The sequence below is a fragment of the Aeromonas sp. R6-2 genome (assembly GCF_040908155.1).
Lineage (GTDB): Bacteria > Pseudomonadota > Gammaproteobacteria > Enterobacterales > Aeromonadaceae > Aeromonas > Aeromonas schubertii.
This window is the reverse complement of sequence record NZ_JBFODE010000021.1, coordinates 1-20,591: the sequence shown is the minus strand read 5'-3', so window position 1 is coordinate 20,591 and position 20,591 is coordinate 1. Positions and strand designations below refer to the sequence as shown.

General features: G+C 61.0%; 18 protein-coding genes and 1 other RNA gene. 8 read left to right on the top strand and 11 right to left on the bottom strand.

Annotation, left to right across the window (positions count from 1 at the left end):
• Positions 1 to 41: 41 nt before the first annotated feature.
• The 5 genes from gcvH to AB5Y48_RS02915 all read right to left on the bottom strand — a co-directional run bounded on the left by gcvH (position 42) and on the right by AB5Y48_RS02915 (position 4,992).
• Positions 42 to 431, bottom strand: coding sequence for a glycine cleavage system protein GcvH (gcvH, locus tag AB5Y48_RS02935; protein ID WP_050666156.1), 390 nt, complete (start codon positions 429 to 431; stop codon positions 42 to 44).
• A gap of 22 nt (positions 432 to 453) precedes the next feature.
• Positions 454 to 1,551, bottom strand: coding sequence for a glycine cleavage system aminomethyltransferase GcvT (gcvT, locus tag AB5Y48_RS02930; protein ID WP_368163719.1), 1,098 nt, complete (start codon positions 1,549 to 1,551; stop codon positions 454 to 456).
• Positions 1,552 to 1,908: 357 nt separating this feature from the next.
• Positions 1,909 to 3,126 (bottom strand): FAD-dependent 2-octaprenylphenol hydroxylase, encoded by a 1,218-nt coding sequence (locus AB5Y48_RS02925; protein ID WP_368163730.1) that lies wholly within the window; start codon positions 3,124 to 3,126, stop codon positions 1,909 to 1,911.
• A gap of 5 nt (positions 3,127 to 3,131) precedes the next feature.
• On the bottom strand, positions 3,132 to 4,328 hold the full coding sequence (gene ubiH / locus AB5Y48_RS02920; protein WP_368163718.1) for a 2-octaprenyl-6-methoxyphenyl hydroxylase: 1,197 nt from the start codon (positions 4,326 to 4,328) through the stop codon (positions 3,132 to 3,134).
• 94 nt (positions 4,329 to 4,422) lie between these two features.
• Positions 4,423 to 4,992, bottom strand: a complete 570-nt coding sequence (locus tag AB5Y48_RS02915) for a UPF0149 family protein (RefSeq protein ID WP_368163717.1) — start codon at positions 4,990 to 4,992, stop codon at positions 4,423 to 4,425.
• Positions 4,993 to 5,153: 161 nt separating this feature from the next.
• Between AB5Y48_RS02915 and zapA the strand changes: the two genes are divergently transcribed.
• Together zapA and ssrS are read left to right on the top strand one after the other, a co-directional pair.
• Positions 5,154 to 5,462 (top strand): cell division protein ZapA, encoded by a 309-nt coding sequence (gene zapA / locus AB5Y48_RS02910; RefSeq protein ID WP_050666151.1) that lies wholly within the window; start codon positions 5,154 to 5,156, stop codon positions 5,460 to 5,462.
• Between the two features lie 19 nt (positions 5,463 to 5,481).
• Positions 5,482 to 5,665: non-coding RNA, 6S RNA (gene ssrS, locus AB5Y48_RS02905), on the top strand.
• 47 nt (positions 5,666 to 5,712) lie between these two features.
• On the opposite strand, the gene emrD is transcribed toward ssrS, so the two are convergent.
• On the bottom strand, positions 5,713 to 6,906 hold the full coding sequence (emrD, locus tag AB5Y48_RS02900; protein ID WP_050666150.1) for a multidrug efflux MFS transporter EmrD: 1,194 nt from the start codon (positions 6,904 to 6,906) through the stop codon (positions 5,713 to 5,715).
• 382 nt (positions 6,907 to 7,288) lie between these two features.
• On the opposite strand from emrD, the gene suhB reads away from it, so the two are divergent.
• From suhB to aceA, 3 genes are all read left to right on the top strand, one after another.
• Positions 7,289 to 8,092 (top strand): inositol-1-monophosphatase, encoded by an 804-nt coding sequence (gene suhB / locus AB5Y48_RS02895; protein ID WP_050666149.1) that lies wholly within the window; start codon positions 7,289 to 7,291, stop codon positions 8,090 to 8,092.
• Positions 8,093 to 8,796: 704 nt separating this feature from the next.
• Entirely contained in the window at positions 8,797 to 10,404 is a 1,608-nt protein-coding gene (gene aceB / locus AB5Y48_RS02890; protein WP_368163716.1) for a malate synthase A, read from the top strand.
• 70 nt (positions 10,405 to 10,474) lie between these two features.
• Complete coding sequence (gene aceA / locus AB5Y48_RS02885) at positions 10,475 to 11,788, top strand: isocitrate lyase (protein ID WP_368163715.1); 1,314 nt, start codon at positions 10,475 to 10,477, stop codon at positions 11,786 to 11,788.
• Positions 11,789 to 11,856: 68 nt separating this feature from the next.
• Here the strand turns inward: aceA and hda are convergent, their stop codons facing one another.
• The 3 genes from hda to upp all read right to left on the bottom strand — a co-directional run bounded on the left by hda (position 11,857) and on the right by upp (position 14,433).
• Positions 11,857 to 12,561, bottom strand: coding sequence for a DnaA inactivator Hda (hda, locus tag AB5Y48_RS02880; protein ID WP_368163714.1), 705 nt, complete (start codon positions 12,559 to 12,561; stop codon positions 11,857 to 11,859).
• Between the two features lie 88 nt (positions 12,562 to 12,649).
• A complete protein-coding gene (locus tag AB5Y48_RS02875) occupies positions 12,650 to 13,669 on the bottom strand; it encodes a DUF2066 domain-containing protein (RefSeq protein WP_368163713.1) in 1,020 nt (339 codons plus the stop codon).
• A gap of 137 nt (positions 13,670 to 13,806) precedes the next feature.
• Positions 13,807 to 14,433: a uracil phosphoribosyltransferase gene (upp, locus tag AB5Y48_RS02870; protein ID WP_050666145.1), complete on the bottom strand. Its 627-nt coding sequence runs from the start codon at positions 14,431 to 14,433 to the stop codon at positions 13,807 to 13,809.
• 179 nt (positions 14,434 to 14,612) lie between these two features.
• On the opposite strand from upp, the gene purM reads away from it, so the two are divergent.
• Positions 14,613 to 15,650, top strand: a complete 1,038-nt coding sequence (gene purM, locus AB5Y48_RS02865) for a phosphoribosylformylglycinamidine cyclo-ligase (protein WP_060586806.1) — start codon at positions 14,613 to 14,615, stop codon at positions 15,648 to 15,650.
• Positions 15,647 to 16,285 (top strand): phosphoribosylglycinamide formyltransferase, encoded by a 639-nt coding sequence (purN, locus tag AB5Y48_RS02860; protein WP_368163712.1) that lies wholly within the window; start codon positions 15,647 to 15,649, stop codon positions 16,283 to 16,285. Before purM ends, purN begins: the two co-directional genes overlap by 4 nt.
• 72 nt (positions 16,286 to 16,357) lie before the next feature.
• Here purN and AB5Y48_RS02855 read toward each other — a convergent pair whose 3' ends face one another.
• Both AB5Y48_RS02855 and lpcA read right to left on the bottom strand, forming a co-directional pair.
• A complete protein-coding gene (locus AB5Y48_RS02855) occupies positions 16,358 to 17,137 on the bottom strand; it encodes a class II glutamine amidotransferase (RefSeq protein ID WP_368163711.1) in 780 nt (259 codons plus the stop codon).
• Positions 17,138 to 17,156: 19 nt separating this feature from the next.
• Complete coding sequence (gene lpcA / locus AB5Y48_RS02850; RefSeq protein WP_050666141.1) at positions 17,157 to 17,735, bottom strand: D-sedoheptulose 7-phosphate isomerase; 579 nt, start codon at positions 17,733 to 17,735, stop codon at positions 17,157 to 17,159.
• Positions 17,736 to 17,981: 246 nt separating this feature from the next.
• On the opposite strand from lpcA, the gene fadE reads away from it, so the two are divergent.
• Positions 17,982 to 20,438, top strand: a complete 2,457-nt coding sequence (fadE, locus tag AB5Y48_RS02845; protein WP_224162805.1) for an acyl-CoA dehydrogenase FadE — start codon at positions 17,982 to 17,984, stop codon at positions 20,436 to 20,438.
• Positions 20,439 to 20,591: the final 153 nt, after the last annotated feature.

Sequence of the window (20,591 nt, the reverse complement as noted above, 5' to 3'; positions counted from 1 at the left end):
GATGATACAAAGAGGCCCCGCACTGGCAGGGCCTTCGTTCATCAGGCTTCGTCCACCACGCCCTGATAACCATCGGCGTCCAGCAGATTGGCCAGCTCGCCCTCGTCGTCCAGCTTGATGCGAAACAGCCAGCCGGCGCCGTAGGGGTCGGAGTTGACCAGCTCGGGGCTCCCCTCCAGCTCTTCGTTAACGGCCAGGATCTCGCCGCTCACCGGGGAGTAGATGTCAGAGGCAGCCTTGACCGACTCGGCCACGGCGCAGTCGTCACCGGCACTCACCTGCTTGCCCACCTCGGGCAGGTCGACAAACACCATGTCGCCCAAGAGCTCCTGGGCGTGCTCTGTGATGCCGACCACGGCCTCACCGTTGGCTTCGACACGGATCCACTCGTGGGAGGTGGCATATTTCAGTTCGCTCGGGATATGGCTCATTTTCAGCTTCCTTTATTCTCAGTCAGACGATCTTCTGGCCGTTGCGCACAAAGGCCGGCTTGGTGACGGCGACGGTCACCAGTTTCTTGCGGATCTCCACCTGGGCGGTGGCACCGATGTCGCGGGGGACACGGGCCAGGGCGATGGAGAGGCCCAGGGTCGGGGAAAAGGTGCCGGAGGTGATGACGCCTTCACGCGCCTCACCGGCTTCGGTGGTGAAAGTGACCGGCATGCCGGCACGCAGCACCCCCTTCTCTTCCATCACCAGCCCCACCAGCTTGGGCTGATTGGCGGCAGCCTTTTGGGACTCGAGCGCAGCGCGGCCGATAAAGGCGCGATCGCTCGGCTCCCAGGCGATGGTCCAGGCCATGTTGGCGGCAAGCGGAGAGACCGACTCGTCCATGTCCTGACCATAGAGGTTCATGCCCGCCTCCAGGCGCAGGGTATCGCGGGCTCCCAGGCCGCACGGGGCGACGCCCGCATCCAGCAGGGCCTGCCACAGCTCACACGCCTTCTGCTCGGGCACCACGATTTCGTAGCCCTCTTCGCCGGTGTAGCCGGTGGTGGCGATAAAGAGATCCCCCGCCTGCACGCCGAAGAAGGGCTTCATCCCTACCACGGCAGTGCGCTGGGCGGCGCTCAATACGGTGGCCACCTTGAGCTTGGCCTTGGGCCCTTGCACCGCGATCATGGCAAGCTCGGGGCGCTCGGTGACGGTGACGCCAAAATCGGCGGCGTGATGGGTGATCCAGGCCAGATCCTTCTCCCGGGTCGCCGAGTTGACCACCAGGCGGTAGAAGGTCTCACCGAGGAAATAGACGATGAGATCGTCGATGACGCCGCCATCGGCGGTCAGCATGCCGGTATAGAGGGCCTTGCCAGGCTGGGTCAGTTTGGCCACGTCATTGGCCAGCAGGTGCTGCAGGAAGGGTTTGACCCGCTCGCCGTGCAAATCGACGATGGTCATGTGGGAGACATCGAACATGCCGGCGTCACCACGCACCGCGTGGTGCTCTTCAATCTGGGAGCCGTAGTTGATGGGCATCTCCCAACCGTGGAAGTCGACCATCTTGGCACCGGCTTCCAGATGTTTGGGATGCAGAACGGTTTTCTGGGTCATCTCACTTTTCCTTGCTCTCTGCCCACAGAAGGCTCGCGGGCGGGATGGCCTCTCGACATCGCGAGTCGGGCCGGGTCCTTGAATGGAGCGGATTATAAGCCATGGCAAGATCCGGTAGAACCGCACCTGACTTAAAAAAAACTAATCCGGCAGTCATAACGGCACTCCACTCACCGGAAAAAACAGAGTGAGAAAACCAGATCTCCCTAGCTTAATGCAACATAAAACACCAGATTTCACTGCTCCGTCACATTTTGAGTAAAAACGTTTGCGTGCCAGCCAATATAAAAGGCTATCGCCGAGAGTACGCCGATAGCCATATCGCATTACTTAAATTTGGTAAAAATGGTGTTTTTATTAGTTTTTTTCATTCGTAAAGGTAGGGGGTAATGCCTCTACCCCCATGGCGGCAAGGATGAAACGCTCCTTGATGGGGACGGCGAGATCGGTCACCAGCAAGCCAACCCCTCGAACCAGCTTCTTTAACGGGTGACGGCCCGCAAACAGCCGCTTGAGCCCCTCCATGGCGGCCAGCATTTGCGCCGCCTCCGCCTTGCGCGCCCGCTCAAACGGGCGCAGGCTCTCGAGTCGACCGATATCGCCCCCGGCGCGCTGTACCGAGAGGATCTGCTCGGCCAGGGCCGCCACATCGAGCAGCCCCAGATTGACCCCCTGCCCTGCCAGAGGGTGTATGGTGTGGGCGGCATCCCCAATCAGGGCCAACCGCTCACGGGCAAAATCGCGAGCAAAACGAGCGGTGAGCGGTATGGCACTGCGCGCCCCCAGAACCTGACACAGGCCGAGGCGGCCATCGAAGGCGACGGTAAGACGGCGGTTGAAGTCCGCCTCATCGCACTGGGTCAATGCGTCGGCCCGCGCCGGGGGCAGAGACCAGACGATGGAGCAGGTGTGCTCGTCCCAGAGCGGCAGGAAGGCGAGCGGCCCGTCCGGGGTGAAGATCTGGTGCGCGACGCCGCCATGGGGATCTTTGGTTTGCACCGTCGCCACCAGGGCGTGATGGCCATAGTCCCAACTGGTGAGCGGAATATCGGCCTGACGACGCAACCAGGAGTGGGCCCCGTCGGCGGCCACCACTAACTTGGCAGCGAGAGCGCGACCATCCTCGAGCAGCAGCACGGCGCCACTCTCCCCCACCTGCAGCGACGTGGCCCGGGCCGGAGTGACAAGAGTGACCCCCGCCGCGCCCTCCAGCGCCTCGAGCAGCGCCAGCTGGATCACCCTGTTTTCGACGATATGACCAAGCGCCGGCTGGCGCAGAGGCGCCGCATCAAACTGGATACGGCCAAAACTGTCTTGCTCCCACACCTCCATACGGGTGTAGGGCTGCAGGCGGCGTGCCTCAATCCCTTGCCAGGCGCCGATCCGGCGCAGCAACTGCTGGCTGGCCAGGCTCAGGGCACTGACCCGATTGTCGGCCACCGGCCCCAGGGTCTGCTCGGGCACGCCCCCCTCTATGATGGCGATACGCAGGCCGCTCCCCTTGAGGGCGCCTGCCAGAGCCAACCCGACCATGCCGCCGCCGTTGATGATGAGATCGAAAGTTTGCATAGGAATTCCTTTCAGTGCGCAGAGGGGGCAGCACCAAAGCCCAGGGTCTGCGCCACCAGGGGACGCTGCATCATGGACAGATGGCCCATCAGGGAAAGCCCCAGATTACGGCCGGCCACCAGGGGGGCATAGTCGTTGGAAAAGAGCTGGGCGAGTGCGCTGGTGAGCCAGATGGTGTCCTGTTGATCCTGACGGCGCCGCCCCCAGTAGCGTCGCAGCATCTCATGATCGCCGGGCTGCTCGCCCCGGCTCAGCCCCTCTTCGAGGGTCAGCACCAGTTGATCGATGTCGCGCATGCCGAGGTTAAAGCCTTGACCCGCAATGGGGTGCAGCAGATGGGCCGCATTGCCGAGCAGCACGGCACGCTGTCCGATGGGCCAGGGGGCCTGAGTCATGATCAAGGGATAGAGGTGGCGCGGCCCTGTCTGCTCGATGCGTCCGAGGCGCCAGCCAAAGGCCTGTTGCAGACGAGCCAAAAAGGCCGCATCGGGCAGGTCTGCGAGCTCGGGAGCCTCATGGCGCGGCACGCTCCAAACCAGGGAGCTGAGTCCACCAGGCAGTGGCAGCAGGGCCAGCGGTCCCCCCTTGGTGAAGCGCTCGAAGGCACGCCCTTGCGGATGCTCGGACGTCTTGACGGTGGCGATCAGTGCACTTTGCTCAAAGTCGTGACGCGTGACGGGGATCTTCAAGGCATCGCGCACAAACGACTGCCCCCCGTCGGCCGCCACCAGAAGACGGGTGGAGAGGGCCCGCCCATCTTCAAGGGTCATGGAGACCGCCTCGACACCGGGCTGCAGATCCACCGGCGTCACCGGGCAGTAGATATCCACATTGTGAGCCCTGGCCAGGGCCTGTTGCAGGGCACGCCCGGTGGTCGTGAGCTCGATCACCTGACCGAGCGCCGGCAGCCGGTAATCTTGTGCCGCCATTCTCACCTGCCCAAGATGACCGGCATCGGAGACGTGGATCCGGGTGATAGGCTCGGCCTGTTCGGCCAGCAGGGGCCAGATCCCGTGCCGGCTCAAGGCATCGACGCTACCGGCCGAGAGGGCGATGGCACGGGCATCGAAAGCGGGGTGGTGGGCCACGTCGGGCTCGGTCGCCTCCAGCAGCGCCACCCGTAACGGAAGACGAGAGAGCGCCAGCGCCAGACAGGCGCCGCTCATGCCGCCGCCAACGATGGCGACATCGTAGTGGTTAACTGACATGCAGGGTTCCACGCGGTGGAGAGTAAAAAGATGGGGGCCATGGTAACACAGCCCCCGCCGCCGGGGTGCGAGCCACCCGGCACTTCTCACCGGATCAATGCAGCGTCGGTGCGCTGGCAGGGGTGGAGGGACGCTTGCCACACTCCTCGAAGGCCATCATGACGCCGAGTTTGACGTGCTCGTAAAGCACCAGGAAGGCGGCCTCGTTCTCTTCGTCCTCCTGATCCAGCTCATCCGAGACCTGGGTGATGTTGGCGATATCGCGCACCATCTCCTGCAGCTCCTCGGAGGCCTTACCCAACTCCTGCTGCACCACCCCAAAACCGGCGAGGAAAGCCTGGGACCACTCCACCAGGGCATCGATACGCTCGTCGAGGGGGGCCTCGTCCGGCGGCAGCATCAGCTCGACCCCTTTCTGAGCCATCAGGGAGGCGATCACCGAGTCGTAGAGGGAGGTCATTGCCTGACGAACCGGACTCGGCAGGCCGAAACCGTCGTTGATGAGATCGTTAAGGTGAGGCAACCAGCTCTTGCCGTCGAGGGGACAACCCCCGCAGATCAGACCGCATACCACGGCATGGGCCTCCACCGCGGTGGCCATCAGATCGTGTTGCTCGAAAAGGGGGACCAGGGTCTCGTAACTTACGCCATTAGCCTCTTTCATCTCGTGTCGCTCAAAGTTGCAGCATATGTGCCCAAGATCCTATCACCCGACCCGCACCAGAGCCAGCAAGGCCTTGAAACTTCACACTATGCGCTATATAGTCCCGCCCAGTTATCCAAGCGGACCCGGGCCCCACGAGGCCAAGTCCAATCGAGGAAGGCATGAGTACAGAGGCCGTTGAAATCGTGATCCTGGGTCGGCCCTACAAGGTCTCCTGTCCGCCGGGACAGCAGGCAGCCTTGCAGGCAGCGGCCACCCAGCTCAACGAGAAGCTGATCGAGCTTCGCCAGCGTTCCCGCGTCTCCAGCAACGAACAGCTGGCCATCATGGCAGCGCTCAATTTCTGCCATGAGCTCTGCCTTGAAAAAGAGAAGAATCACCAATACTCTGAGACCATGGACAAGCGCATCAAGATGCTGCAACGCACCATCGAGGCGGCGCTTATCGAACATGGTCAGGGCGACGACTAAGCGGTCGCGTCCAACGTTTAAATCCCTGGGGTGCTCGTCAGTCGGTTCATGTCCCCGAGCCGATATTCATACCCCAAGGAACCCGGCAACCTGGTTATTTGTGCAAGCTCGGCCCGTACCGAGAAGCCTGCGGCCAGGCCCGGCTTCCGCCTTGAACTCACGGTTCAAGGGCCCAAACCGGCAACGGCACCTCCGGGGTACCAACAAAAAGGCCCGTCATCGCGACGGGCCTTTTCTTTATATATTCCGATCAAGCCATCTGATGCTCGGGAGTGTGACCGCGTCGCATCCAGAGAAAGCTGGCCACGACCACCAGAACCATCAGGGTCATGATGATGCCGAGCGTCAGCTGTCCATGCATGGGGATCCCCGCGGCCAGCAGGGTGACCAGACCGGCTCCCAGGTTCTGCATGCCGCCCAAAATGGCGCCAGCCGTACCGGCCTGGCCCGGGAAGGGCTCGATGGCACAGGTCGTGGCGGTCGGATAGAGAATGCCACTGCCAACAAAGTAGAGCGCAGCCCCGAGCACCAGGGAGGCAGCACTCACCTCACCGAGCAGACCCGGCACCAGTATGGTCAGGCTGCCAATTCCGAGAAAGGCGATGCCAAGGCGCATCAGCTTACCCATAGTCAAGCGATAGCTCAAACGTGCCGAGAGCCAGGCCCCAAACATGTAACCGGGCAGCGGCAGCACGAAGAGCACGCTGACTGCTTTGGCAGAGAGTTGCAAATCCTTGCCCATGATCACCCCGGCGGCGGCCTCGAAGACAGCCAGACCGGAGAAGGTCGCCATCAGGCACAGCAGATTTCCCTGAAAACGACCATGGCCGAGCACGTGGCGATAGGCCGCCGTTACTCGCTGAGGCTGACGACGCTCGGCGGGCAGGGTCTCGGCAAACCAGAGCATGATGGCAAGCGTGGTGAGGGCGCCGAAGATGAACAAAAACCAGTACCCGGCGCGCCAGTTAACCAGTTCGGTCAGCCAGCCACCGATCATGGGTGCCAGCAGCGGTGAGAAGATCACCCCCATGCTCACCAGGCTGTTGGCACGGTTGAGCTCGGCGCCGCTGTAGCGATCCCGCATCACGGTACGGCTCATGGCGCCGGCCGCACCGGTACCCAAGCCCTGGATCACGCTTCCCAGCAGCAGGGCATCGAAGGTCGGCACCCACTGGATCACCAGGGTACCGGCCAGAAAGACCATCATGCCGATCACCAGCACGGGGCGGCGGCCCATACGATCGGAGAGAGGACCATAGACAAACTGGGAGAGACCATAGGGAATGAGATAACAGGCCATGACCGCCTGCAAAGCCCCGGGACGGACCATGAAGTCCCGTGCCATCTGGCCAATAGAGGGAACATAAAGGGTCTGGGTCATCTGCCCGACCGCCACCATCAGGATGGTAATAAAATAGAGAGCGTAAAAACCGTTGCGTTGCATAGTGGACCCGAAAAGAGAAAGCCCGGCCATCCCGAAAGCGGGCTGGCTTTAAGTCAGTAAGATGGAATCGGTGCGGAAGCGCCGCAGGAGTCACAGGGTCGGGAGGACCCCAACCGCAGGGCTATATTAGTGACTCAGGTCACACTAGACGAACGAATCTTTATCATCTCAATGCCCTAGTTTTTCTAATGACTGATGAAATGTTCACCACCCCATCTCTCGCGTTTCCCTTGTCGCGCCCTCTGGCTGAAGAAAAAGTAACAATCATGGACCACCTCGTCCCTGGCCCAGGGGCTACGATTTGTTTTGTACTTTGCCCACACTTTTGAGTAGAATGCCGCGTCCTAAATTTCCCCGTTCTTTAACATCCAGTGGTGAGTCTATGCATCCGATGCTGAATATCGCTGTGCGCGCTGCGCGCAACGCCGGTCAAGTTATTGTCAAAGCCTTCTCCCAGCCCGAGAACATCGAGGCTATGCAGAAGGGGAGCAACGATTTCGTGACCAACGTTGATCGTGACGCCGAAGCAGCCATCATTCACACCATCAAGAAATCCTATCCCGAGCACGGCATTATCGGCGAGGAGAGTGGTGAAATCGCCGGTACCAACCCGGATTATCAATGGATCATTGACCCGCTGGATGGCACCACCAACTTCGTCAAGGGTATCCCCCACTTTGCCATCTCCATCGCCCTGCGCGTAAAGGGTCGTACCGAGCAAGCCGTCGTCTACGATCCGATCCGTGACGAGCTGTTTACTGCCACCCGTGGCTCCGGTGCCCAGCTTAACGGTTACCGCATCCGTACCGGCAAGGCCAAGGATCTCTCCGGCACCGTGCTGGCTACCGGCTTCCCGTTCAAGCAGAAGCACCAGATCGAGCCGTACCAGAAGATGTTCCAAGCCCTCTTCATCGAGTGTGCCGATATCCGTCGTGCCGGCTCCGCCGCCCTGGATCTCGCCTACGTGGCCGCCGGCCGTGTCGACGGCTTCTGGGAGATGGGCCTCAAGCCCTGGGATACCGCAGCCGGTGAGCTTTTGGCCAAGGAAGCGGGCGCCATCGTCACCGATTTCGTCGGCGGCCACAACTACGAGCAGTCCGGTAACCTGGTCGTTGGCAATCCGCGCGTCGTCAAAGAGATGCTGGCCCGCATGCGCGAGCACCTGCCGGACAATCTGGCACGTTGATCTCGACAACATTCACTAAAGCCTCCTTCGGGAGGCTTTTTTGTTTCGCCCGGCGCCTGCTCTCGCTTCCCCCGAACCGTCCCTCGCACAAAAAACGACAAAAAACCACCGGATAAATCAACGACAGCAAAATATGCTGTTTAGATCCCCCCACCCTCGGTGATGAACAGAGACCGATCCTGATACAAACCAACATCATCGCCTTCCCATGCCAACCTCGCCTATCTGCGACCGACAAGGCCGAGACTAACGTCGTAGCAGTTTCAAACAGCTCATAAAATGCTCATGACATCATGGCATTGGCAATCGTACCTCGACTTAAACAGGGCCAGTGCAAGGGGGCCGAATCAAGCTTGGAGTGACCTCGGGATTTATTTTTGCACTCACCCTAATTGGTAATTTAATTACGTAACAGCGATCGCGCACACAGCCTCTCCCCTCTCTCCCCTCCCCCCTCTGGACGATAGGGTCCGTTAAGCATATCCATCTACCTAGAGCAAATACTCACAATTCATTAACCCATTAAAAACAGCCATTTATATCGAAAATGAAAACAAGTGTTTAAAAAAATGTGTTGACGATTTGAACGTTTTTGCGCAACTTAAACAGCGATGAGTCAACACTCGATGGGTACTCATCCAGAACAGGGAACGATTTTGGTCGTAGTGAATTTGTTCAAAATGTAATTTTCAAGGAGTCATCCCATGTCGGCACCGGCCCAAACCCACTGCAGCAGCCGCCTGGTCATCACAGGCCAGATGCGTCCCGAATATGCCCAGATCCTCACCCCGGAGGCGGTGCAGCTGGTGGCCGAACTGGTGGAGCGCTTCGCCCCCCAGCGTGATGAACTGCTGGGGCAGCGTATCGCACGCCAGGCGCGCATCGATGCCGGCGAGCTGCCCGATTTTCTGCCCGAGACGGCCCACATCCGCGAGGGCGACTGGACGGTGCGCGGCATCCCCGCCGATCTGCAAGACCGACGCGTCGAGATCACGGGGCCGGTCGATCGCAAGATGATCATCAACGCCCTCAATGCCAACGTAAGAGTCTTCATGGCCGACTTTGAAGACTCTCTGGCTCCGGCCTGGGACAAGGTGATGGAGGGGCAGATCAACCTGCGCGATGCGGTCAACGGCACCATCGACTTCACCAGCCCCGAAGGCAAGGCCTATACCCTGAGTGCCAACCCCGCCGTACTGATCTGCCGGGTGCGCGGCCTGCATCTGCCGGAGAAACACATTACCTTCGACGGCCAGCCCATCCCCGGTGGCCTGCTCGATTTTTCCCTCTACTTCCTGCACAACCACAAGGCGCTGCTGGCCAAGGGCTCGGGACCCTACTTCTACGTGCCCAAGCTGCAGAGCCACCTGGAAGGACGCTGGTGGAGTGAGGTGTTCGCCTGGACCGAAGACAAGTTCGGCCTGCCCCGCGGCACCATCAAGGCTACCGTGCTGATCGAGACCCTGCCCGCTGTGTTCGAGATGGACGAGCTGCTCTATCAGATGAAGGATCACATCGTCGCGCTCAACTGCGGCCGCTGGGACTACATCTTCAGCTACATCAAGACACTCAAAAATCACCCGGATCGCGTTTTGCCGGATCGCCAGGTGGTGACCATGGACAAGCCGTTCCTGAATGCCTATTCGCGCCTGCTGATCAAGACCTGTCACAAGCGCGGCGCCCTGGCCATGGGCGGTATGGCAGCCTTCATCCCGGCCAAGGATCCGGCGGTCAATGAACAGGTGTTTGCCAAGGTCCTGGCAGACAAGCAGCGCGAGGCCGACAACGGCCACGATGGCACCTGGGTGGCGCACCCGGGACTGGCTGACACCGCCATGGGGGTCTTCAACGCCGTCATCCCGGCCGGAGCCAAGAACCAGATCGGTGTGCTGCGCGAGCAGGATGCGCCCATCACAGCCGCCGACCTGCTGGCCCCCTGTGAGGGCGAGCGCACCGAGGCCGGCATGCGTACCAATATCCGCGTCGCCCTGCAATATCTGGAAGCCTGGATCCAGGGTAACGGCTGCGTGCCCATCTACGGTCTGATGGAAGATGCCGCCACCGCCGAGATCTCGCGCACCTCCATCTGGCAGTGGATCCGCCACGGCAAGACCCTCTCCGACGGTCAGGTGGTGACCAAGGCCCTGTTCCGCCAGATGCTGGCCGAAGAGCAGGAGGTGGTGAAGAGCGAGATCGGTGAGGCCCGCTGGCAATCGAGACGCTTCGCCGAGGCGAGCGAGCTGATGGAGCAGATCACCTGCGCCGACACCCTGATCGATTTTCTCACGCTGCCCGGCTACGAGCGGTTGTGAAACCCGGGCCGGTGACGGCCCCCATAACAAGTCAAATGGAAACGTGAAATCAATGAAAGAGGGAACTGATATGGCACTGACCCGTGAACAACAGATCCAGGCTATCGAGAAAGACTGGGCGGAAAATCCCCGCTGGAAAGGGATCAAGCGCGGCTACAGCGCCGAGGATGTGGTGAATCTGCGCGGTAGCATTCAACCGGTCCACACCCTGGCCCAGCGTGGTGCCGACAAGCTGTGGGAGCTGATCCACGGTGGCGCCAAGAAGGGGTATGTGAACTGCCTCGGCGCCCTGACCGGTGGCCAGGCGGTGCAGCAGGCCAAGGCAGGCATCGAGGCAATCTACCTCTCTGGCTGGCAAGTGGCGGCAGACAACAACCTCTCCTCCACCATGTACCCGGACCAGTCCCTCTATCCGGCCAACTCGGTGCCGTCGGTGGTGGAGCGCATCAACAACTCCTTCGCCCGTGCTGACCAGATCCAGTGGTCCAGCCAGGTCGGCCCCGGCGATGAAGGCTTTATCGACTACTTCCTGCCCATCGTCGCCGACGCCGAGGCCGGTTTTGGCGGCGTACTCAACGCCTTCGAGCTGATGAAGGGGATGATTGAAGCGGGCGCCGCCGGCGTGCACTTCGAAGATCAGCTCGCCTCCGTGAAAAAATGTGGCCACATGGGCGGCAAGGTGCTGGTGCCGACCCAGGAAGCGGTGCAAAAGCTCATTGCGGCACGTCTGGCAGCCGACGTGTGCGGCACCACCACCCTGGTGATCGCCCGAACCGACGCCAACGCGGCGGATCTGCTGACCACCGATGCCGATCCCTATGATGCGGACTTCCTGACCGGTGAGCGCACCGCCGAGGGCTTTTACAAGGTGCGTGCCGGTATCGATCAGGCCATCGCCCGCGGTCTGGCCTATGCTCCCTACGCCGACATGGTGTGGTGTGAAACCGCCAAGCCGGATCTGGACGAGGCACGCAAGTTTGCCGAGGCCATCAAGGCCAAGTTCCCGGACCGCATCCTGGCCTACAACTGCTCCCCGAGCTTTAACTGGAAGAAGAACCTGGACGATGCCACCATCGCCCGCTTCCAGCAGGAGCTCTCTGACATGGGCTACAAGTATCAGTTCATCACGCTCGCGGGTATCCACAACATGTGGTTCAACATGTACCAACTGGCCTACCAGTACGCTCGTGGCGAGGGGATGAAGCACTATGTCGAGATGGTGCAGGAGCCGGAATTTGCCGCCGCCAAGCAGGGCTATACCTTCGTGGCGCACCAGCAGGAGGTCGGCACCGGTTACTTCGACAAGGTGACCACCGTCATCCAGGGCGGCCAATCCTCGGTGACCGCGTTAACGGGCTCTACCGAAGAAGATCAGTTCCATTGATCATCAACGGATAGCAATCAAAAACCCCGGCCTGACGCCGGGGTTTCTTTTGGGAACCATCTGCAAACTTAAAGCTCGAGGATCTCTTTGACAAAGGGGATGGTGAGCTTGCGCTTGGCACGAAACGAGGCGTTGTCGAGCTGGTTGAGGGTCGCCAGCAGGGTACGCATATCCCGCGACAGTCGGTTAAGCAGGAAACGACCCACATCGATGGGGAGTTTGAATCCGCGCAGCTCGGCACGCAGCTGCAGGGCGCTGAGCTTGCCCTCGTCATCGAGCTCATCGAGGTGAAAGTTGACCCCCCAGTCCAGACGCGAGGCGAGATCCGGCAGCTGCAGTCCAATCTTGCGCGGTGCACTGGTGCCGGTGACCACCAGAGAGCCGGGCTGCCCCTTCTCACGCCAGCGGTTATAGAAGTCAAACAGGGCCCGTTCCCATCGCTCGTTACCGGCGATCGCCTCCAGATTGTCGAGACAGACCAGAGGCAGGCTCTCGAGGGCCTCGAGCATGCTGGGATCGAGCCGTTCGAACTGATCGAGGGGTAAATAAGCCGCCGCCGCATCGCGGGCATTGACCTCGGCGCAGGTGGCGTGGAGCAGATGGGAACGACCGGTTCCCTTGGGACCCCAGAAGTAGATAAACGGAGAGCCCTGACCGATGGCTGCATTTTTCAGTGCCGTGATCAGGTGGGCATTGCTGCCGGGGTAGAAACTGGCGAAGGTTTCGTCATCCGGTAGTTGAACGGCTAGGGATAGCTGGGCCGGTTGTTTCACTCTTGAGGCTTAAACTGTGTCATTTGCCTTTCAGTGTACCATTGTGTGGCCCGGGAGAGAACCGCCCGGCAAGCCGGGCGGTAAAAGGTCACTGGCCACTCCAGCGGTAGTGCAGGCTGCCGGGCTGGCTGCCAACCTGAGCCAGGCGCGCATCGAGGGAGAGTCCGCGCTCGAGCTCCTTCTGCTCCCCATAGAAGGAGAGGTTGAACGTTGCGCTCTCCATATCCAGCTCGGCCAACTCGACACTGGCAACACTGGCCATGCCCTTGATAAGGCTCTGTACGTTGGCGATGTCGTTCATCTGGCTGAGCCCCTCCACCGTCAGTTGCAACTGGCCACGCTCCCCCGACACCTTGGCGCCGTAGTGCTCTACCAGCCAGGCCGAGAGCTGGGTGGTGAGCTGCTCGCTGACTGCCTGCTGGTTGCCACTCAGGCTCCCCTTGGTCAGCTCCGAGAGCTGACCGTCCTTGCTACCATAGAGACCCCACTCCAGAGTCCAGGTCTCATCTTCGGCACTCAACCGCCCCAGCAGCACCATCTCGGCACCATAGCGCTGGCTGGCGGCTGCCACCGGTTCGGCGAAACGCCCCAGCACATCGGTCACCGCGACCGCCGAGCTGTCATCGAGATCCATGATGGGCAGCACGACAGGTAGCGCCAGCGGGGCTGCACCGCTACGCAGCTCGTTGGCCCAGCCATCTTGAGACTGGTCAGAGACCATGCGCCGCTGGCTGTCGTCGATCACCAGCCAGAGGGCTATCTGGGGACGAACCGCCCCAAGCAGTGGCAGCTTGGCCTGACTGAGCAGCTGATTGACGCGTCCCGGATCCATCTCGGCCACCAGTTGGCGAGCGCTCCCCTCCCCCTGATAGACATAGCGGCGAATATATTCACCCGGTTTGGTAAGGGCGGCGGCGATCTCGGGCTGGGTCAGCACCTCCCGCTTGCCGGTTAGCTTGATAAGCACGGCACCCAATGCTTCGCCCTGGGCTTTGACCATCTCGGTGCTCGCACCGGCACGCCCCAAATAGAGATCCGGGATCTGAACGGCCCAACTGGCGGCAGAGGCTATACACAGCAGCAGGGTAACGAGGGTCTTGTGCATCATGATCGGCAGGCTCTCGATTCAATATTGAGTGGGGCTATGGTAGCGGTAAGGGTCCGCCTCCAGCAAGGCGCCAGGAGATGGCATCCCGAAAAAGCACGAAGCCGGCACAGGGCCGGCTTCGCATGGGACTTTCGATATTACTTGGTGCCGAAGATCTTGTCGCCGGCATCACCGAGACCAGGCACGATATAGCCCTTCTCGTTGAGGCCCTGGTCGATGGCGGCGCAGTAGAGCTCCACATCCGGATGAGCGGCTTCAAGGGCCTTGATCCCCTCGGGGGCGGCTACCAGCACCAACACTTTGATGGACTGACACCCCTTCTTCTTGAGCAGATCGATGGTGGCGATCATGGAGCCGCCAGTGGCCAGCATGGGATCGACCACCAGCGCCAGACGCTCTTCGATATTGCTGACAATCTTCTCGAAATAGGGGACCGGTTGCAGGGTCTCCTCGTCGCGGTAGATCCCCACCACGCTGACACGGGCACTGGGCATGTGCTCGAGCACACCGTCCATCATGCCAAGACCGGCGCGCAGGATGGGCACGACGGTGACTTTCTTGCCCTTGATCTGATCAATTTCTACTGGCCCGTTCCAACCGTTGATGGTAACCTTCTCGGTTTCGAAGTCAGAAGTCGCCTCGTAGGTGAGCAGACTGCCCACTTCCTTGGCCAGCTCGCGAAAGCGCTTGGTGCTGATCTCCCCTTCGCGCATCAGACCGAGTTTGTGTTTGATAAGCGGGTGTTTGGCTTCTACGACTTTCATTATTATCTCCTGGAACTGCCGCGCAAAAAAATCGCGGAATCATACACCAAATCCCCCCTTCTTGTGGAGCTTTTTTGCCGCCTCGCGCGCAAACGATTTCCTTTCTGCTTTTTGGCCCCTGCTGCTAGAATACGCCCCGAATTTTACCCTCCATTATCACCACTTGACGGGGAATACTCGTGACTGACAAAACCTCACTGAGCTACAAGGATGCAGGCGTGGACATCGATGCGGGCAATGCCCTGGTCGATCGTATCAAGGGTGTGGCCAAACGCACACGCCGTCCGGAAGTCCTGGGTGGTCTCGGCGGCTTTGGGGCCTTGTGTCAAATTCCGGCCGGCTACAAGGAGCCTGTGCTGGTCTCCGGAACCGATGGGGTGGGCACCAAACTGCGCCTGGCCATCGATCTGAAGAAACACGACACTGTCGGTATCGATCTGGTGGCTATGTGCGTCAACGATCTCATCGTGCAGGGGGCCGAGCCTCTCTTCTTCCTCGACTACTACGCCACCGGCAAGCTGGATGTGGAGACCGCTGCGGCCGTGGTGACCGGGATCGGTGCTGGCTGTGAGCAATCCGGTTGCGCCCTGGTGGGCGGCGAGACCGCCGAGATGCCTGGCATGTATGAAGGGGAAGATTACGACATCGCCGGCTTCTGCGTGGGCGTGGTGGAAAAGAGCGAGATCATCGATGGCAGCAAGGTCCAGGCCGGGGATGCCCTGATCGCCCTGGCCGCCAGCGGCCCCCACTCCAACGGCTTCTCCCTTATTCGCAAGATCCTTGAGGTCTCCGGTGCCGACGTGCATCAGAAGCTGGGGGAGACCACCCTGGCCAACGCGCTGCTGGAGCCGACCCGCATCTATGTCAAACCCGTGCTCAAGCTGCTCAAGGAGTGCGAGATCCATGCGCTGTCCCACATCACTGGTGGCGGCTTCTGGGAGAACATCCCGCGCGTGCTGCCCGAGCAGACCCAGGCGATCATCGACGAGCAGAGCTGGCAATGGCCGGCGGTGTTCAGCTGGTTGCAAGAGGCCGGTAACGTCACCCGTCACGAGATGTATCGCACCTTCAACTGCGGCGTTGGTATGATCATCGCCCTGCCCCAGCACCAGCTCGACAAGGCCCTGACCCTGCTCAAGGCCGAAGGGGAGCAGGCCTGGCACATCGGGCATATCGCCGCCCAGCCCGCCGGCGAGGAGCAGGTTGTCATCCGATGAAACGCATTCTGGTCCTCATCTCCGGCAATGGCAGCAACCTGCAGGCGATCCTCGATGCCTGCCACGCGGGTCGCATCGCCGGCGAAGTGGTGGCCGTGGTGAGCAACAAGGGTGAGGCCTATGGCCTCACCCGTGCCCGTGAGGCGGGGTGTGCCACCGAGGTAGTGGCCGCCGCCGATTTCGCGGACAGGGAGTCCTACGATGCCGCCCTCGGTGAGCTGGTGGCGGGCTACCGTCCCGATCTTATCGTGATGGCCGGCTTCATGCGTATCCTTTCACCCGGCTTCATCGCCCGCTTTCGTGGCCGCATGCTCAATATCCACCCCTCCCTGCTGCCCAAGTACCAGGGGCTCCATACTCATCGTCGTGCCATCGAGGCCGGTGAGACCGAGCACGGCGCCAGCGTCCACTTCGTCACCGAAGAGCTCGACGGGGGGCCCGTGGTGCTGCAGGCGCGCGTCCCCATCTTCGAAGACGACAGCGAAGAAGAGGTCGCCGCCCGGGTACAGGTGCAAGAGCACGCCATCTACCCTCTGGTGGTGAGCTGGTTCTGCATGGGACGCCTGGTAATGATGCACGACAAGGCGCTGATGGACGGCGAGCCTCTGGGGCCGGCCGGCTACGCCAGCGAATGAGCATGACCCTGGTGACATCGCCAATATAAAGAGGGAGGCCCTGGCCTCCCTCTTTATTGATGTCTCAGCGGTTTACCCCTGCCCGCCGGCAATCCGCTCGCCGAGGCGAAACAGGTTGTATTCCCCCGGCCCCATCGCCTGCCAGCATTCATTGCCGGTGAGTGGTCGCGTCGCTATCACCGTCACCACGTCGTTGGGCGTGGTTTCGCTCTGAAAGTCGATGGAGACCTCGTCATCGAGCAGGGTCGCCTCTCCAAAGGGGGCGCGCCGGGTCAACCAGTGCAGGTTGTTGGAGCAGAAGGTCATCACGTACACCCCGTCAGAGAGCAGCATGTTGAAGACCCCAAGCTGACGCAACTGCTGACACAGGGATGCGAGATAGCGAAACATGGCGGGAAAGTTGGCCGGCTGACGACGGTACTTCTGCTCGAGCCGGTCGAGCAGCCAGCAGAACGCATGCTCGCTGTCGGTCTGCCCCACCGGGCGGTGGCGACCGGTTGGCAACCGCTTCCAGCCGGTTAGCTGGCCGTTGTGGGCGAAGGTCCAGTAACGGCCCCACAGCTCCCGGGTGAAGGGGTGGGTATTTTCCAGCGAGACCTTGCCCCGGTTGGCCTGGCGGATGTGGCTCACCACGGCGCAACTCTTGATGGGGTACTCCTGCACCAGGCGCGCGATGTGCGACTCGGCGCTCGGCTGGGGATCCTTGAAGGTGCGAAAACCCCGCCCTTCGTAGAAGGTGATCCCCCAACCGTCACGATGGGGGCCAGTCTTGCCCCCGCGCAGCATCAGGCCACTAAAGCTGAAACAGATGTCGGTCGGAACATTGGCACTCATGCCAAGCAGTTCACACATGGCCTCTCCCGCCAGCCAATTACTTGGCCATCTCCTTCTCGACCAGCTGGATCAGGATGTGGATCACCTTGATGTGCACCTCCTGAATGCGATCGGCGTAGCCGAAGTGGGGCACACGGATCTCTACATCGGCCAGGCCGGCCATCTTGCCGCCATCCTTGCCTGTCAGGGCGATCACCTTCATCCCCTTGGCACGAGCGGCCTCGATAGCCTTGATGATGTTACCGGAGTTGCCGCTGGTAGAGATGCCAAGCAGCACGTCGCCGCGGCGACCGACCGCCTCGACATAGCGAGAGAAGACGAAGTCGTAACCAAAATCATTGGAGACGCAGGAGAGATGGCTCGGATCCGAGATGGCGATACCGGCATAACCCGGACGGTTCTCCCGATAGCGGCCGGTCAGCTCCTCGGCAAAATGCATGGCGTCACAGTGGGAGCCACCGTTGCCGCAGGAGAGCACCTTGCCCTCCTCCTTGAAAGAGGCGGCCAACAGCTTGGCGGCGGCCTCGATATTCTGGATGTTTTGCTCGTCTGCCAGGAATTTCTGCAGCACGTCGGCCGCTTCGGTCAGTTCACTGCGGATCAGATCTTGGTACATGGTTGCTCTCTTTCAGTCAGCAATAACCGCGTCATTGTCGCACAAGGTTTTGCGCGCGTCGCCCCTTGCAAATCATTCTCAACCGACGATGGTCTCTGTCGATGCGGCCCCCATCACATTCACCAGCCGGGGTTTTGTAAACAACTTGATAATTCGCAACCTATCCATTACAAGATATCTCATGACCAACAGGTCAGACCTCCAGATGAGTCAGTGACTCGTTAACCCTATCGCAAGGAGCATACAATGACTACGGCCCTCACCCTGCTCGGGGTCCTGATCGTCATCGGAGCGCTGGCGTATCGCCGTACTCCTCTCTTGATGTCCACCCTGATCACCTTCGCAGCCCTGCTGGTCGGTAGCCTCTATGGCCACCTTCCCTGGCTGCTCTGGCTGCTGTTTGCCGCGGTGGCGCTTCCCCTCAATCTGGTCGAGCTGCGCCGCAGCAACATCTCCAAACCCCTGTTCAAGCTCTACAAGGGGATCATGCCGGAGATGTCGCGCACCGAGAAAGAAGCCATCGAAGCCGGAACTACCTGGTGGGAAGCCGAGCTGTTTGCCGGCGACCCGGACTGGAAGAAGCTGCACCGTATTCCAGCCAACACCCTCAGCGCCGAGGAACAAGCCTTCCTAGACGGTCCGGTAGAGACCGTTTGCCGCATGGTCAGCGACTGGGAGGTCACCCATCAGCGTGCCGATCTCTCCCCCGAGGTATGGCAATACCTCAAGGAGAACAAGTTCTTCGCCATGATCATCAAGAAAAAATATGGTGGTCTGGAATTTTCCGCCTATGCCCAGTCCTGCGTACTGCAGAAACTGACCGGTGCCAGCGCCGTGCTCGCCTCCACCGTGGGCGTCCCCAACTCCCTCGGTCCGGGCGAGCTGCTGCAACACTACGGTACCGAGGAGCAAAAGGATTACTACCTGCCTCGCCTGGCTGTGGGCAAGGAGATCCCCTGCTTCGCCCTGACCAGCCCCGAGGCTGGCTCGGATGCGGGCTCCATTCCCGATACCGGCGTCGTCTGCAAGGGCGAGTGGGAAGGCAAAGAAGTGCTCGGCATGCGCCTGACCTGGAACAAGCGCTACATCACGCTGGCTCCCATCGCGACCGTACTGGGCCTGGCCTTCAAGCTGCGAGACCCCGAACATCTGCTGGGGGGTGACGAGGAGCTCGGCATCACCTGCGCCCTCATTCCGACTCACCTGAAAGGGGTTGAGATCGGTCGCCGCCACTTCCCCCTCAATGTACCGTTCCAAAACGGCCCGACCCAGGCCAGGGATCTCTTCGTCCCCCTCGACTTCATCATCGGTGGCCCGGCCATGGCCGGTCAGGGTTGGCGCATGCTGGTCGAGTGTCTGTCGGTCGGTCGCGGCATCACCCTCCCCTCCAACAGCACGGGTGGCGTCAAGATGCTGGCCCTGGCCTCCGGCGCCTACAGCCGGATCCGTCGTCAGTTCAAGCTGCCTATCGGCAAAATGGAGGGGATCGAAGAGCCGCTCGCTCGTATCGGCGGTAACGCCTACATCATGGGAGCGGCCGCCAGTCTGACCGTTGCCGGTATCGATCTGGGCGAAAAACCCTCGGTCATCTCGGCCATCGTCAAGTATCACCTCACCGACCGCGCCCAGAAGTGCATCATCGATGCCATGGATATCCACGGCGGCAAGGGGATCTGCATGGGCCCGAACAACTACCTGGCTCGGGGCTATCAGGGGGCTCCTATCGCCATCACGGTAGAAGGGGCCAACATCCTGACCCGCTCCATGATCATCTATGGGCAAGGGGCCATCCGCTGCCACCCCTACGTGCTGACCGAGATGCTGGCCGCCGCCCATCCCGACCCCGAGCAGGGACTCAAGGACTTCGACAAGGCCATGTTCCGCCATGTGGGATTTGCCATGAGTAACATGGTTCGCAGCCTCTGGTTGGGGCTCACAGGTGCTCGTCTGGCTGGCTCCCCCTTCAAGGATGAAACCCGTCCCTACTACCAGAAGCTGGCACGCCTGTCGGCCAACCTCGCCTTCCTTTCGGACGTGGCCATGGGGACCCTGGGTGGGGAGCTCAAGCGCAAGGAGCGAGTCTCGGCGCGCCTGGGTGATGTGCTGAGCCAGCTCTATCTGGCCTCCGCCGCCCTCAAGCGCTTCGACGACGAGGGGCGTCAGAAGGGGGATCTGCCGCTGCTGCACTGGTCCTTGCAAGATGCCCTGTTCAAGGCCCAGCAGGCCATTGACGAGCTGCTGCGCAACTTCCCGAATCGCTGGATTGGCCGCGCCCTGCGCCTTCTGGTGCTGCCACTCGGTTGCGACATGCACAAGCCGTCTGACAAGCTGGACAACAAGGTCGCCCGCCTGCTGCAAACCCCGAGCGAGAGCCGCAGCCGTCTGGCCAAGGGGCAGTACCTCACCCGCGAGGAGGGCAACCCCTTCGGCCTGCTCGAGCAAGCACTCGATGATGTGCTGGCCGCCGAGCCGTTGTTTGACAAGGTATGCAAGGCCGATGGCATCAAGCGTCCCTTCACCGGGCTGGACAAGGTAGCCGACAGCGGTCTGGCTGCCGGCGTCCTGAGCGAGAGCGAGGCCGATGTGCTGCGCCGCGCCGAGGCAAGCCGGCTCTACACCATCAACGTGGATGACTTCGATCCCATGGAGCTGGCCGCCGACAAGTCTCTCTATCAACCGGCCAGCCTGCATCACGCAGCCTGATCCCGCAATGACAAACACCCTGCCTGGCAGGGTAATGCCGATCAGTTAAGGATCCATCGACCGATCCTTCTGATGTGTGAAAATCCGAAACCTATTGATTGGTTTCGGATTTTTTATGCGCATCGAACAGGCCCTCGATTTCCTGCACGCCAG

Coding starts and splice junctions, on each gene's coding strand:
- gcvH (WP_050666156.1), bottom strand. CDS start 431: ATGAGCCATATCCCGAGCGAACTGAAATATGCCACCTCCCACGAGTGG.
- gcvT (WP_368163719.1), bottom strand. CDS start 1,551: ATGACCCAGAAAACCGTTCTGCATCCCAAACATCTGGAAGCCGGTGCC.
- ubiH (WP_368163718.1), bottom strand. CDS start 4,328: ATGTCAGTTAACCACTACGATGTCGCCATCGTTGGCGGCGGCATGAGC.
- AB5Y48_RS02915 (WP_368163717.1), bottom strand. CDS start 4,992: ATGAAAGAGGCTAATGGCGTAAGTTACGAGACCCTGGTCCCCCTTTTC.
- zapA (WP_050666151.1), top strand. CDS start 5,154: ATGAGTACAGAGGCCGTTGAAATCGTGATCCTGGGTCGGCCCTACAAG.
- emrD (WP_050666150.1), bottom strand. CDS start 6,906: ATGCAACGCAACGGTTTTTACGCTCTCTATTTTATTACCATCCTGATG.
- suhB (WP_050666149.1), top strand. CDS start 7,289: ATGCATCCGATGCTGAATATCGCTGTGCGCGCTGCGCGCAACGCCGGT.
- aceB (WP_368163716.1), top strand. CDS start 8,797: ATGTCGGCACCGGCCCAAACCCACTGCAGCAGCCGCCTGGTCATCACA.
- aceA (WP_368163715.1), top strand. CDS start 10,475: ATGGCACTGACCCGTGAACAACAGATCCAGGCTATCGAGAAAGACTGG.
- AB5Y48_RS02875 (WP_368163713.1), bottom strand. CDS start 13,669: ATGATGCACAAGACCCTCGTTACCCTGCTGCTGTGTATAGCCTCTGCC.
- upp (WP_050666145.1), bottom strand. CDS start 14,433: ATGAAAGTCGTAGAAGCCAAACACCCGCTTATCAAACACAAACTCGGT.
- purN (WP_368163712.1), top strand. CDS start 15,647: ATGAAACGCATTCTGGTCCTCATCTCCGGCAATGGCAGCAACCTGCAG.
- AB5Y48_RS02855 (WP_368163711.1), bottom strand. CDS start 17,137: ATGTGTGAACTGCTTGGCATGAGTGCCAATGTTCCGACCGACATCTGT.
- lpcA (WP_050666141.1), bottom strand. CDS start 17,735: ATGTACCAAGATCTGATCCGCAGTGAACTGACCGAAGCGGCCGACGTG.
- fadE (WP_224162805.1), top strand. CDS start 17,982: ATGACTACGGCCCTCACCCTGCTCGGGGTCCTGATCGTCATCGGAGCG.